2 protein-coding genes are annotated in these 15,051 nt (G+C 72.2%); both read right to left on the bottom strand.

Annotation, left to right across the window (positions count from 1 at the left end; genetic code table 11):
* Window positions 1–12,572, bottom strand: a 12,572-nt coding sequence (locus ACIQCZ_RS41920) for a type I polyketide synthase (protein ID WP_402291392.1), incomplete at its 3' end; no start/stop codon positions are given.
* Between the two features lie 31 nt (window positions 12,573–12,603).
* Window positions 12,604–15,051, bottom strand: a 2,448-nt coding sequence (locus ACIQCZ_RS41915; RefSeq protein ID WP_402291390.1) for an SDR family NAD(P)-dependent oxidoreductase, incomplete at its 5' end; no start/stop codon positions are given.

Here is a 15,051-nt window from a genome sequence, read left to right as displayed (position 1 = left end):
ACCATCACCGCCCACAGCACCGGCTGCACCACATCCACGCGCTCCAACGCCGCCTCGTCACCGAGCGCCTGCTCCAGCGACCAGTCCACGAACGGCTCCAAGGCCCTCGCGCACTCCCACATCGACTCGGCGAACACCGGGGACTCCGTGTACAGGTCCTGCGCCATGCCGAGCCACTGCGCGCCTTGGCCGGGGAACACGAACACGGCCTGGTTCCCGGTCCGCGCGGTCCCCCGGACCACGGCCGGCGCGGGCTCACCGGCAGCGGCGGCGCGCAGCCCGGCGACGAGTTCGTCCCGATCGCCGCCCACCACGACGACCCGATGGTCGAACGCGGCCCGCGAGCCGACGAGCGAGTGCCCGACGTCCACCGGACGCGGTGCGGGATCCGCCTCGACGAACTCCAGTAGTCGCTCCGCCTGCGCCCGCACCGCTTCCTCGGTCCTGCCCGAGAGCACCCACGGCACCACCCCGTCGGCGCCGGCGGCGGGCGGGTACGCAGGCAAGTCGGCGGGGGCTTCGAGGATCAGGTGCGCGTTGGTCCCGCTCACGCCGAACGAGGACACCCCGGCCCGGCGCGGATGGTCGTGCTCCGGCCACGGCATCGCCTCGGCGAGCAGCCGCACGTTGCCCTCGGACCAGTCCACCTGACTGGTCGGCTCGGCCAGGTGGAGCGTCTTCGGCAACACGCCGTGCCGCAGCGCCAGCACCATCTTGATCACACCACCCACTCCCGCGGCGGCCTGCATGTGCCCGATGTTCGACTTCAACGACCCCAGCCACAACGGCTGACCCTCGGGCCGGTCCTGACCGTAGGTCGCCAGCACCGCCTGCGCCTCGATCGGATCACCGAGCTTCGTCCCGGTGCCGTGCGCCTCGACGACATCGACGTCCGAAGCGGACAGACCGGCCGCAGCCAACGCCTGACGGATCACGCGTTGCTGCGACGGCCCGTTCGGCGCCGTCAGCCCATTCGACGCACCGTCCTGATTCACCGCACTCGACCGCAACACCGCCAGCACCTCGTGACCGTTGCGGCGCGCGTCCGACAAACGCTCCAGCACCACCACACCGACACCCTCGGACCACCCGGTACCGTCCGCGTCGTCCGAGAACGACTTACATCGGCCGTCGACGGCCAGGCCGCCCTGGATGCTGAACCCGACGAAGGTGTCCGCCGCCGCCATGACCGTCACCCCGCCGGCCAACGCCAGTGAGCACTCGCCGGCGCGCAGTGCCTGCGCCGCCAGGTGCATCGCCACCAGCGACGAGGAACACGCCGTGTCCACACTCACCGCGGGACCTTCCAAGCCCAGCGTGTAAGCGATCCGCCCGGAGATCACACTGCCCGCACCACCGGTGAGCGCATGGCCCCGCAGCTGCTCGTCGGCCCGGGAAACCAGCTCGAGATACCCGGACTGGTAGGCGCCGGCGAACACGCCGGTCGGGCTGCCCGCCAGCGAGGTCGGATCGATTCCCGCCTGCTCCAGTGCCTCCCAGGACACTTCGAGCAGCAGCCGCTGCTGCGGATCGGTCGCCAGCGCCTCCCGCGGCGAGATCCGGAAGAACGCTGCGTCGAAGTCGGCGACCTCGTCGAGGAATCCGCCCTCACCCGTCGCCGACGTCCCGGAACCGGGACCGTCGGTGCCCACCAGCGTGTCCAGATCCCAGCCACGGTCGACCGGGAACGGCGTGATGCCGTCCGCCCCGTCGGCCACCAGCCGCCAGAGCGCATCCGGGCTCGACGCCCCGCCCGGGAACCGGCACGCCATGCCCACCAGCACGATCGGATCGTCGGTGACCGGCACCAACGTCGGCACGACCGACGGTTGGGCCGATTCCGTCACGCCGAACCGGTCGGCGAGGTGGTCCACGAGGCGATTCGCTGTGGGGTAGTCGAACACCAGGCTCGCGGGCAGCGCGACCCCGGTCGCCGTCTGCAACCGGTTGCGCAGCTCCACCGCCGTCAGCGAGTCGAAGCCCAGCTCGCTGAACGGCTGGTCGCTCTCGATCTCCGCGCTCGACCCGTGGCCCAGCACGGCCGCGGACGAGTCACGGACGAGGCCGAGCAACACCTCTCGGCGGTCCGCCTCGGACAGTCCGGCGAGCCGGTCCCGCAGTTCTCCGGAGACAGCGGTGTCGTCCCGCGTTGCGGTCAGTGCAGCTTCGGCCTCCGGGAGCCCAGACAGCAAGGCGCTCGACCGCGCCGCGGTGAACACGGGCGCGAACCGCGCCCAGTCCAGGTCCGCGATGACGATCGCGGTCTCGTCGTCGTGCACCGCACGCTGCAACGCGGCGACCGCCAGCTCAGGCCGCATCGGCACGACCCCGAGCAGGCGGAGCTGCTCGCGTTGCGCGGCACCCGGGTCGCTCAGCGCCCCGACTTGGTCCCACGAACCCCACGCGATCGCGGTCGCGGTGCGTCCCGCCGCCCGGCGGTGGCGGGCCAGCGAGTCCAGGTATGCGTTGGCCGCCGCGAATCCGGCCTGCCCGCCGCTGCCCCAGACGCCTGCACCGGAGCAGAACAGCACGAACGCGTCGAGCTCCAGCTCGCGGGTGAACTCGTCCAAGTTGTGCGCGCCGTGGACCTTGGCCCGTACCTGCTGGTCGAGGTCGTCGGCGGTCGCCGAGGTGAGCGCACGGTCTTCGCTCACGACACCGGCCGCGTGCACGACAGTCCGCAGTGGCCACTCCTCCGGGATGCCCGCCACCACCTCGGCCAGTGCTTGCCGGTCCGTCACATCGCAAGCGGCGACGGTGACCCGGGCGCCGACGACCTCCAGCTCCAGCCGCAGCGCGTCCGCGCCCTCGGCGTCGAGACCACGGCGGCTCACGAGCACGACGTGTTCCGCGCCGCGCTCGACCAGCCATCGCGCCGCGTACGCACCCAGCTCACCGGTGCCCCCGGTGACCAGCGCCGTTCCTGACGTCGTCCACGACGGCGCACCGGATCTGACCACCGGCGCGTGAACGAGCCGGCGACCGAACACACCTGCCGGGCGCACCGCGATCTGGTCCTCGCCGGTCGTCCCCGACAGCGCGGCGGCCAGCCAGCGCGCGCTGCGCGGGTCGAGCACCTCGGGCAGATCAGCCAGCCCGCCCCACAGCGCGGGCAGTTCGAGTGCGGCGACCCGGCCCAGGCCCCACACGCCGCCCTGTGCCGGGGCGATCACCGGGTCGTGGGGCCCGACGGACATCGCGCCCCGGGTCACCACCCAGATCCGCGCGGCGAGGCCGCTGTCCAGCACGGCTCGCAGCAACGAGGTCGTCGCCGCCAGTCCGGCGGTGATGCCCGGCTCCAGGACTGCGTCCAGCGACACCACACCGGTCACTCCGGCAGCGGACTCACCGGCTTCCTTCAGCCGCTCGGTCAGCTCGGCCCCGCTGTGGTCGAGCACGAGTGTGCTCGCGCCCAGGGCGTGCGCGACCTCCGCCGCCCAGGCGTCGTCGCGCGCGCCTTCCGGGACCACGACCAACCACTGTCCGGTCGTCGGCGCTCCCGCGACGGCCAGCCGTTTCCACACCTCGCGGTAGCGCCAGCCGTTCACAAGGGACTGTTCGTGCCGGCGGGCCCGCCACGAAGCCAGCGCGGGAACGACCGGCGCCACGACGCCGCCGTCGAGTCCCAGCGTCGCGGCCAGGCCTTGCACGTCCTGGTGTTCGACCGACGCCCAGAACCGCCGGTCCGCCTGGTCCTCGGTCGGTTCCCGGGCGGCCCGCACCTTGTCGGGCCAGTACCGCTGGTGCTGAAAGGCGTACGTCGGCAGCGGAACCCGGACAGCGCCACGACCGGCGAACGCCGTAGTCCAGTCCACTGCCACACCGTGGGCGGACAACTGTCCGATCGCCGACAGCACCAGGCCCGAGTCGCACTGCCCGCCGGACTTCTGCCGGCGCAGCATCGGCACGGCGGCCACAGCCGAACTGTCCTGCGCCAACCCGGAGAGCGCACCATCCGGGCCCAGCTCGATCATCGTGGTGACACCCTGCTCGCCCAGCCACCGCACGCCGTCGGCGAAGCGCACCGCCGACCGCACCTGCCGCACCCAGTACTCCGGCGAACGCAGCTCTTCGTCGGACGCCCGCGCCCCCGTCACGTTGGACACCAACGGAATCCGCGGTGACTCGAAGCGCACCGAATCCAAAACCCGTCGGTACTCGTCCAGCATCGGATCCATCAACGACGAGTGGAACGCGTGCGACACCCGCAGCCGCGACACCTGGGCATTGCACTCCGCAGCCCGGCTCAGCACCTGGTCGACATCGGCCTGCGGCCCCGACACCACGACCGAATCCGCGGTGTTGACCGCCGCCACCGACACCGTCTCCGGCAGCAGTCCGGCGATCTCCTCCTCGGACATCCCGACCGCGGCCATCGCCCCGCCGGACGGCAGCGCTTGCATCAACCGGGCCCGCGCCGCGACCACCCGGCACGCGTCACTCAACGACCACACCCCGGCGACGTAGGCCGCCGTGACCTCACCGATCGAATGTCCCAGCAGATAGTCCGGGGTCGTCCCGAACGCCCGCAGCACCTCGAACAACGCGGCCTCGACCGCGAACAACGCCGGCTGCGCCCAGCCCGTCTCGTGGATCAGCTCCGCGTCGTCGCCCCACATCACCTCACACAACGGCCGGTCCAACAACGGATCCAGCTCCGCACAGACATCGTCCAACGCGGCCGCGAACACCGGCGACTCCCCATAGAGCCCACGCGCCATCCCGACCCGCTGCGCACCCTGCCCCGTGAACAACGCGCCCAGTTGGTGCCCGTTCCGAGCCGTGCCCCGCACGACACCGGGCGCACCGCCGGCGACCGCACGCATTCCGCTGATCAGCTCCTCCCGGTTGCCGCCCACCACCACGGCCCGGTGATCGAACGCGGTACGCGAGGTGACCAGCGACCAGCCCACGTCTACGGGACGCACCGAGGGCGCGCCCTCCACGTACTCCAGCAACCGGGCGGCCTGCGCCCGCACCGCCTCGTCCGACCGGCCCGACAGCACCCACGGCACCACACCGTCGGCACCGACCACACCGGTGCCCGGCGCGGCCTCTTGCGGCGCGCCGGTTTCGGCCGGGGCCTCGAGGATGACGTGGGCGTTCGTGCCGCTGACGCCGAACGACGACACCCCGGCCCGGCGCGGATGCCCGTTCTCCTGCCACGGGACGGCGTCGGTCAGCAGCCGCACCTCGCCCCGCGCCCAGTCCACCTGCGTGGTCGGCCGCTCGGCGTGCAGGGTCTTCGGCAGCACTCCGTGGCGCAGCGCCAACACCATCTTGATCACACCCGCGACACCCGCGGCCGCCTGCGCGTGCCCGATGTTCGACTTCAACGAGCCCAGCCACAACGGACGGTCTTCCGGCCGATCCTGACCGTACGTCGCCAGCAGCGCGTCGGCCTCGATCGGATCGCCCAGCCGCGTCCCGGTGCCGTGCGCTTCCACCACATCCACGTCCGAAGCGGACAGACCGGCCGCGGCGAGCGCCTGCCGGATCACCCGCTGCTGAGACGGACCGTTCGGCGCCGTCAAACCGTTCGACGCACCGTCCTGATTCACCGCACTCGACCGCAGCACCGCCAGCACCTCGTGACCGTTACGGCGCGCGTCCGACATCCGCTCCATCACCACCACGCCCACGCCTTCGGACCAGCCGGTCCCGTTCGCGGTCTCGGCGAAGGACCTGCACCGGCCGTCCGCGGACAGCCCGCCCTGCATCGTGAACCCGACGAACGCCTCCGGCGTGGCCATCACCGTGACACCACCGGCGAGCGCGAGCGAGCACTCACCGGCGCGCAGAGCCTGCGCTGCCAGGTGCATGGCGACCAGCGACGAGGAGCACGCCGTGTCCACGCTCACCGCCGGCCCCTCGAGACCGAGCGTGTAGGCGACCCGGCCCGAGATCACGCTTGTCGCGCCGCCGGTGATCTGGTGTCCCCGCAGTTGGTCGTCGGACCGGGCGACCAGTTCGCCGTAGCCCATCTGGTAGGCGCCGGTGAACACCCCCGTCCGGCTGCCCGCCAGCGTGTCCGGGAGGATGCCCGCCTGCTCGAGCGCCTCCCACGAGACCTCCAGCAGCAACCTCTGCTGCGGGTCCGTCGCCACCGCCTCGCGGGGCGAGATCCGGAAGAACGGCGCGTCGAACTCGTCGGCGCCCGTGAGGAAGCCGCCCTCGCCGGTGGCCGACATGCCGGTCCCGTCCGGGCCGACCAGCTCGTCCAGGTCCCAGCCGCGATCGACCGGGAACGGGCCGATCCCGTCCCCCGCCTCACTGACGAGCCGCCAGAGGTCGTCCGGACCCGTGACCCCGCCCGGGAGCCGGCACGCCATCCCGACCAGCACGATCGGGTCGGCGGCCACGGACACCAGCTCCGGCACGGCGATCGGCCCCGTCCTGCGCGAGTCGTCGAACCGGTCCGCCAGGTGCCCGGCGAGCCGGGTGACGGTCGGGTGGTCGAACACCACGCCGGCCACCAGGGCGATCCCGGTCCTGGCCTGGATCAGGTTCCGCAGCTCGACGGCGGTCAGCGAGTCGAACCCCAAGTCGCTGAAGAGCCGGGCCGGATCGATCCCGGCACCCGAGCTGTGTCCCAGCACTGTGGCGGCGGATTCGCGGACCAGCTCGGCCAGCGCCCGCTCACGGTCCGCTGTGGACATCGACGCGAGCTGCCCGCCCAGTCCCCTGCCGGTGGAGCGGCGGTTCGCGGCGCGCCTGCGCCCGCCGGCCAGCGTGCGCCACACGGGCAGGTCCTGCTGCTTGCGCAGTGCCGGCAGATTCAGGCGAGCGAGTCCCAGTACCGGCTGCGCGGAACGCGCCGCCCGGTCGAACAGGTCCATGCCCTGCTCCGTGGTCAGTGGTGGCATCGCCGAACGCGCGAGCCGCTGGAGGTCGGTCCGCGACAAGGTGCCGGCCATGCCGATCTCGGTGGTCCACGGCCCCCACGCCATCGACAGTCCGGGCAGCCCGAGGTCCCGCCGCCGCTGCATCAGCGCGTCCAGGAACGAGTTGCCCGCCGCGTAGTTCGCCTGGCCGCCGCTGCCGAGCACCCCGCTGAGCGACGAGAACACCAGGAACAGCGAGAGATCCAGGTCCCGGGTCAGCTCGTGCAGGTGCCAGGCCGCGTCCGCCTTCGGCGACAGGACCCGGTCCATCTGGTCCTGTGACAGGGAGCCGAGCACCCCGTCGTCGACCACCCCCGCTGTGTGCACCACCCCGGTCAGCGGATGCTCCGGGGTGACGGACGCGAGCGCGTCCGCCAACGCCCGCCGATCCGTCACGTCACACGCGGCCACCGTGACCTCGGCGCCGTGGCGGGCCAGCTCGGCGACCAACTCCGCTGCTCCCGGGGCATCCGGGCCGCGGCGGCTCAGTAGCATCAGGTGCCGGACACCGTGCTCGCCGACCAGATGCCGCGCCACCACAGCGCCCAGAGCGCCGGTGCCACCGGTGATCACCACGGTGCCCTCGACGTCCGGCTCGTGGGGCACGGTCAGTACCAACTTGCCGACGTGCCTGGCCTGGCTCATGAACCGGAACGCCTCCGGCGCCTGCCGCACGTCCCACGTGGTCACCGGCAGCGGCCGCAGGACGCCGGCTTCGAACAGGTCGACGAGCTCACGCAGCATGCGCTGGACGCGCTCGGCGCCGGCGTCGGTCAGGTCGAAGGCGTGGTAGCTCAGGCCGGGGTACCGGTCTGTGAGGCTCTCGGCCGAGCGGACGTCGGTCTTGCCCATCTCCACGAACCGGCCGCCGGACGCGAGCACGTCCAGCGAGGCGTCCACGAACTCCCCCGCCAGGGAGTTGAGCACAACGTCGACGCCCCGCCCGGCGGTGGCGGTGCGGAAAGCCTCGCGAAAGCCCAGATCCCGCGAGGACGCGAGGCGGTCCGGCCGAACACCCCACTCACGCAGGACGTCCCACTTGCCCTCGCTCGCGGTGGTGTAGACCTCCGCACCGAGGTGCCGCGCGACCTGGATCGCCGCCAGACCCACACCACCGGCACCCGCGTGCACCAGGACCGACTCCCCGGTGCGAAGACCCGCGAGATCGGCCAGGCCGTAGTAAGCCGTAAGGAACACGATCGGCACGGAGGCGGCCGTGGTGAACGACCATCCATCCGGCACGACCGTCAGGAGCCGGTGATCGGTCACCGCGACGCGCCCGAACCCGCCGGGGACCAGGCCCATCACGCGATCGCCCACGCGCAGGCCGGTCACACCGGTGCCGGTCTCGGTGACCACGCCCGCCGCCTCGCCGCCCAGCGGTCCCGCCTTGCCGGGGTACATCCCCAGCGCGTTGAGCACATCGCGGAAGTTCAGGCCGGCCGCGTGCACCCGGATCCGGACCTGCCCGCTCTCCAGCGGCTCAGCCGCTTCGGGGCACGGCAGCAACGCGAGGTTCTCCAGCATGCCCTTCTCGGTGGACTCCAGCCGCCACGGCGTGTCCCGCGGCGCGGCCAGCTCGTCGGCCGGTCCGGTTCTCGTCAGCCGGGCCGCGAGGAGCTGCCCTTTCCGCACCGCCAGCTGCGGCTCGTCGGCGGCCAGGACCTGACCCAGCACGTCGGCGTCCACGGCGCAGTCGGCGTCGAGCAGGACGAAGCGGCCGGGATGCTCCGTCTGCGCCGACCGCACCAGGCCCCACACCGCCGCGGCAGCCAGGTCGCGCACCGGCTCCCGCTCCGCGGCGATCGCACCCGAGGTCGCGACCACCAGCGGGATCGAGGCGAACCGGCCGTCCGACAACCACTGCTGCAGTTGCCGCAGCACGTGGCCCGTCAGCTCGTGTGTGGAAGCGACCACTGCCTCCGGGTCGCCCGAAACCGCCAGGACCACCGCCTGGGGCTCGGCGCCGGCCGCCACGGCGGTCACGTCGGCGGGATCCGCGACCAGCCACTCGTCCGCCGCCGCGGCGGTGCCAGTGATCGCGGTCCACTCCGGCTTCAGCAGAGTGCCGACGTCATCGGCGGTGAGGCTGCCGGCGGCCAGCGGCCGCACGGCGAGCGAGCCGACGGACAGCACGGGCGCCCCGGTGTCGTCCGCGACCGCGATGGTGACCTCGTCCGAACCCGTCCGGGTCAGCGCCACCCGCAACCGCGAGGCGCCCGAGGCCCGCAGCACGACGTCGGCGAAGCTGAACGGCAGCCAGCCGACCCCGGCCGACTCCAGGTCCGCGAAGACCATCGCGTGCAATGCCGCGTCCAGCAGAGCGGGGTGGATTCCGAACGACTCCGCCGAACCGCGGCCGGGCTCGGGCAGCTCGATCTCGGCGAGGATCCGGTCGCCGTCCCGCCACGCCTCGCGCAGACCCCGGAACGCCGGTCCGTAGGCGAACTCACCACCGCCGAGCCGCTCATAGAACCGCTCGGTGTCCAGTGGCGCCGCGCCCGCCGGGGGCCACTGCCGACCGAGCACGTCGAACGGAGCGTCGTCCGCGGGCCTGGTCGCGGCCGAGCTAACGGTGCCTGTGGCGTGCCGGGTCCAGGTCTCTTCGCCGTCCGGCCGGGCGTACACCGCGACAGCGCGCCGGTGCGCATCGTCCTCGCCGACGACGACCTGAAGCTGAGCTCCACCTTGCGCGGGCAGGACGAGCGGAGTCTCCAGCACCAGCTCGTCGAGCCGGTCACAGCCGGCGCTGTCGCCGGCTCGGATCACCAGCTCCACGAGACCGGCGCCGGGGAACACCACGGCACCACGCACCATGTGATCCGCGAACCAGGGGTGGGTGCGCACCGAGAGCCGGCTGGTGAACACGAGCCCGTCCGTCTGTGGCAACGGCAGCATCGCCCCCAGCAGCGGATGCTCCGCTGCTGTCAGGCCGGCCGCCGACACGTCGGCCGAACCGCTAGAGGTGTGCCAGTACCGCTGGTGCTGGAAGGCGTAGGTCGGCAGCGGCACCCGCGTGACGTCACGGCCGGCGAACAGCGTGGTCCAGTCCACTTCGACGCCCTGCGCGCACAGGTGGGCCAACGCCGACGCCAGGGTCGGCACGTCACCATGTTCGCGGCGCAGCAACGGCTCGACGACCGTCTCCGGCGGGCAGCTCTGCCGCGCCAGGCCCGACAGCACACCGTCCGGCCCGAGCTCGACCAGCGCCGTGACACCCTGTTCGCCCAACCAGCGCACACCATCGGCGAACCGCACCGCCGACCGCACCTGACGGGTCCAGTACTCCGGCGAACACAACTCCTCGTCCGTCGCCCGGACCCCGGTCAGGTTCGACACCACCAAAATCCGCGGCGGGGCGAAGCTCACCGACTCCAGAACCTGCTGGAACTCCGCCAGCATTGGCTCCATCAATGACGAATGGAACGCGTGCGACACCCGCAGCCGCGACACCCGATGTCCCTGCCCGGACACGGCCTCGACGACACCGTCCACGGCTTCGCGCGGCCCGGAGACCACCACCGAGTCCGCCGTGTTCACGGCCGCGACCGACACGGTCTCCGGCAGGATCTCGGCTATTTCGGCCTCGGGCAGCGAAATCGCGGCCATCGCCCCACCCGAAGGGAGCGCCTGCATCAACCGCGCCCGCGCCGCCACCACCCGACACGCGTCACTCAACGACCACACCCCGGCGACGTAGGCCGCCGTGACCTCACCGATCGAATGTCCCAGCAGATAGTCCGGGGTTATCCCGAACGCCCGCAGCACCTCGAACAACGCCGCCTCGACCGCGAACAACGCAGGCTGCGCCCACCCCGTCTCGTGGATCAACTCGACGTCCTCGCCCCACATCACCTCACACAACGGCCTGTCCAACAACGGATCCAGCTCCGCACAGACCTCGTCCAGCGCGGCCGCGAACACCGGCGACTCCTCATAGAGCCCACGCGCCATCCCGACCCGCTGCGCACCCTGCCCCGTGAACAACACGCCCAGTTGGTTGTCCTCGGCCGCTGTGCCCAGCGTCGTGCCCGGAGCGGATTGACCGGACGCGACAGCCCTCAGCCCGGTCAGCAGTTCGTCGCGCTCGGTGCCCAGCAGCACGGCGCGGTACTCGAACATCGCCCGCGTGGTGACCAGCGACCAACCCACGTCGACCGGCCCCGGCGCCGGATCCGCTTCCAGATGCGCCAGCAGTTTCGCCGCCTGCGCGCGCACGGCGTCTTCGGTCTTCCCCGACAGGATCCACGGCACCACGCCTGTGGCGCCGAAAACACCGGGGCCGGACGGGGCCGCGGCGGGCGAGCCCGCGTCGGTGGGCGCTTCGAGGATCACATGCGCGTTCGTTCCGCTGACGCCGAACGACGACACCCCGACACGCCGGGGGTGGCCGCTTTCGGGCCAGGGCCGGGATTCGGTCAGCAGGCGCACGTCGCCCTGCGCCCAGTCGACCTGCGTGGTCGGCGCGTCCACGTGCAGCGTTTTCGGCAGCACTCCGTGCCGCAGCGCCATGACCATCTTGATCACGCCACCGACACCGGCGGCCGCCTGGGTGTGGCCGATGTTGGACTTCAGCGAGCCGAGCCACAGCGGCCGTCCCTCGGGGCGGTCCTGACCGTAGGTCGCCAGCAGCGCCTGCGCCTCGATCGGATCACCCAGCCTCGTCCCTGTGCCGTGGGCTTCCACCGCGTCGATGTCCGAAGCGGACAGACCGGCGGCGGTCAGCGCCTGCCGGATCACGCGTTGCTGCGACGGCCCGTTCGGCGCGGTCAGGCCGTTGGAGGCTCCGTCCTGGTTGATCGCGCTCGAGCGGAACACCGCCAGCACCTCATGGCCGTGGCGGCGGGCGTCGGACAGTCGCTCCATCACCACGATCCCGACACCCTCCGACCATCCCGTGCCGTCGGCGGCGTCGGCGAAGGACTTGCACCGGCCGTCGGTGGCGAGGCCGCCCTGTGCCGTGAACCCGACGAACGCGTCGGACGCGGCCATCACCGCGACCCCGCCGGCCAGCGCCAGCGTGCACTCCCCCGCCCTCAGCGCCTGGGCGGCCAGGTGCATCGAGACCAGGGACGAGGAGCAGCCGGTGTCCACGCTCACCGCGGGGCCCTCCAGCCCGAGGGTGTAGGAGACCCGGCCGGAGATCACGCTCGGCGCGCCACCGGTGATCTGGTGACCGCGCAGCTGCTCATCGGCACGCGAGAGAAGCTCGTTATAACCGGACTGGTAGACGCCGGCGAACACCCCGGTCCGGCTCCCGGCCAGCGACGAGGGATCGATCCCGGCGCGTTCCAGCGCCTCCCACGAGACCTCCAGCAACAGCCGCTGCTGCGGATCGGTCGCCAGCGCTTCGCGCGGTGACATCCGGAAGAACGCCGCGTCGAAGTCACCCGGCCCCTCGAGGAAGCCGCCCTCGCCCGTCGCCGAGATCCCGGAACCGGGGCCGTCGGTGCCCAGCAGGGCATCGAGGTCCCAGCTTCGGTCCAGGGGGAACGGGCCGATGCCCTCGGCCCCGTTCGCGACCAGCCGCCACAGGTCCTCCGGCCCCCGCACACCGCCCGGGAACCGGCACGCCATCCCGACGAGGACGACCGGGTCGTGCGCCGCCTCGGTCAGGGCTTTGTTCTCCTGCTTCAGCCTTTTGTTGGCCAGCAGTGAGGCGCGCAGGGCCTCCGTCAGCCTGTCCACAGACGCAGTCATCGTGAGCTCCCGGTTCCGGTCAGTCTTCGCGCAGCGCGAGGTCGATGAGGTCGTCCGCGTTCGCGGCGAGCAGGGCCGTCTCGTCTTCGTCCGGCAGCGCCGGCGGCTCCGCGACGACTTCGGCTTCCACGGCCGCACCCAGCTCCAGGACGCCGCTGAGGTAGTGGGCCAGCCGGGCCGCCGTCGGATAGTCGAAGGCCACACTGGCGGGCAGCGCGGCACCCGATTCCGATTGCAGCAGGTTCCGCAGCTCGACCGCGGTCAGCGAGTCGAAACCCAGCTCGCTGAAGGGTTTCTCCCGCGGAACCTGCGTGCCCGAGCTGTGTCCGAGCACAACCGCGGCGGAACCGCGAACCAGCTCCAGCACCGCCCGCTCGCGGTCCGCCTCGGACAGACCGGTCAGCCGACCTCGCAACCCGCCGGGTGCTTCGGTGCCCTGCCCGCTACCGTTCAACGCCGCCCGGACCTCCGACAGGTCCGACAGGAGCGCACTCGGTCGCATCGCGGTGAACACCGGCGCGAACCGCGCCCAGTCCATGTCCGTGACCACGAGCGAGGTCTCGCCCTCCCGCACGGCGTGCTCCAACTCGGTGATCGCGAGCTCGGGCCGCATCGGCACCACGCCCAGTGCGGTCAGCTGGTCCCGCCGTTGTGCCACACCCGAACCGCTCAGCATGCCGACCTGATCCCATGCCCCCCAAGAGACCGAGGTCGCGGTCCGGCCCTGCGAACGGCGGTGCAGCGCCAGCGCGTCGAGGAACGCGTTGCCCGCGGCATAACCCGCCTGCCCTCCGCTGCCCCACGCCGCCGCGCCGGAGGAAAACAGCACGAACGCGTCGAGGTCCAGGTCCCGGGTCAGCTCGTCCAGATGCCGTGCGCCGTCCACCTTGACCCGCAACGGCCATTCGAGCTGGTCCCGGGTCATCGACGGCAGTGGTGCCGTTTCGCCCACGACACCCGCGGCGTGCACGACTGTCCGCAGTGGACGGTCTTCGGGAATGACGGCGAGCACGTCGGCCAGCGCCGCCCGGTCGGCCACGTCGCACGCCACCACCGTCACGTCGGCGCCGGCGACCTCCAGTTCCAGCCGCAGCTGATTCATGCCCTCGGCGTCGGGGCCACGTCGGCTCACCAGCACGACGTGGTCACTGCCCCGCTCCACCAGCCACCGGGCCACGTACGCGCCCAGCCCGCCGGTGCCACCGGTGATCAGCGCCGTCCCCGAGGTCGTCCACGCCCCGGCACGGGATCGGGGTGCCGGCGCGTGGACCAGCCGCCGGCCGAACAACCCCGACGGGCGCACGGCCACCTGGTCCTCACCCGAGGTGCCCGACATCACCGCGGTGACCAGGCGCGCGCTGCGCGCGTCCAGGATCTCGGGCAGGTCGACCAGACCGCCCCACAAGCCGGGCTGGTCCAGCGCGGCGACGCGGCCCAGGCCCCACACGGCGCCCTGCCCCGGAGCCGTCACCGGATCCTGGCCGCCGACCGACACCGCGCCCCGAGTCGCCACCCACAATGGCGGCGCACCGGTGTCGCGCAGTGCCCGCAGGAGGGCGATGGTGCTAGCGAGCGCGGTGGTCGTGTCCGGTTCCAGCGCTGCGGTGAGGGACAGCACGGCGGTCACCGGGACGTCGGCGTCGAGTGCGGCCCGCAGCCTGCCGCTCAACGCCGCATCGTCGCTGTGCTCCAACACGAGAGTGCCCGCGCCGAGCACGGCAACCACGTCACTCACCCAGGCGTCATCGCTCTTCCCGGCCGGGACCACGACCAGTCGGCGTCCGGAGGTCACCTGGAAGTGGCTGCCACCGAGTGGTTTCCACGTCTCCCGGTAGCGCCAGCCGTCGGCCGCGTGCTCGTCCCGGCGGCGAGCGCGCCACGACGCCAGCGCCGGCACCATGGCCGCAACCACGCCGCTGTCCAGCCCGAGCGTCTCGGCCACCGACCGCACGTCCTGCTGTTCCACCGAGGCCCAGAACCGCTCGTCGGCCGGATCCACCGCGACCCGCTCGGCAAGCGGTTCGGGATCGGGCCAGTAGCGCTCGTGCTGGAACGCGTACGTGGGCAGCGGCACCCGCACGGCGTCCCGGCCCGCGAACACCTTGGTCCAGTCCACCACGAGGCCGCAGGTGAAGGCCTGCGCGACCGCCAGCACCATGCGGTGCAGGGATCCTTCGCCGCGCCGCAGCGTGCCCGCGACGGGCACCGCGTCCTCGCGGCCGTCGACGATGTCCTGCACCGCGGGCACCAGGACCGGATGCGGGCTCACCTCCACCACGACACGGTCACCGGCATCCAGCGCGGCCGTGAGCGCCTCCTCGAACCGCACCGTGGTCCGCAGGTTCCGGTACCAGTACCCGGCATCCCAGCCGGCCGTGTCCGTCACCTCGCCGGTCACCGAGGAATAGACCGGGATCACGGAAGACTCCGGCGTGATCGGCGCGAGATCGGTCAGCAACCGCTGCTC

The sequence above is a fragment of the Streptomyces sp. NPDC093149 genome (assembly GCF_044754145.1).
In the GTDB taxonomy this organism is placed as follows: domain Bacteria; phylum Actinomycetota; class Actinomycetes; order Streptomycetales; family Streptomycetaceae; genus Streptomyces.
Note: the sequence above shows the minus strand (reverse complement) of the source record. Positions and strands in the feature narration are given on the sequence as shown.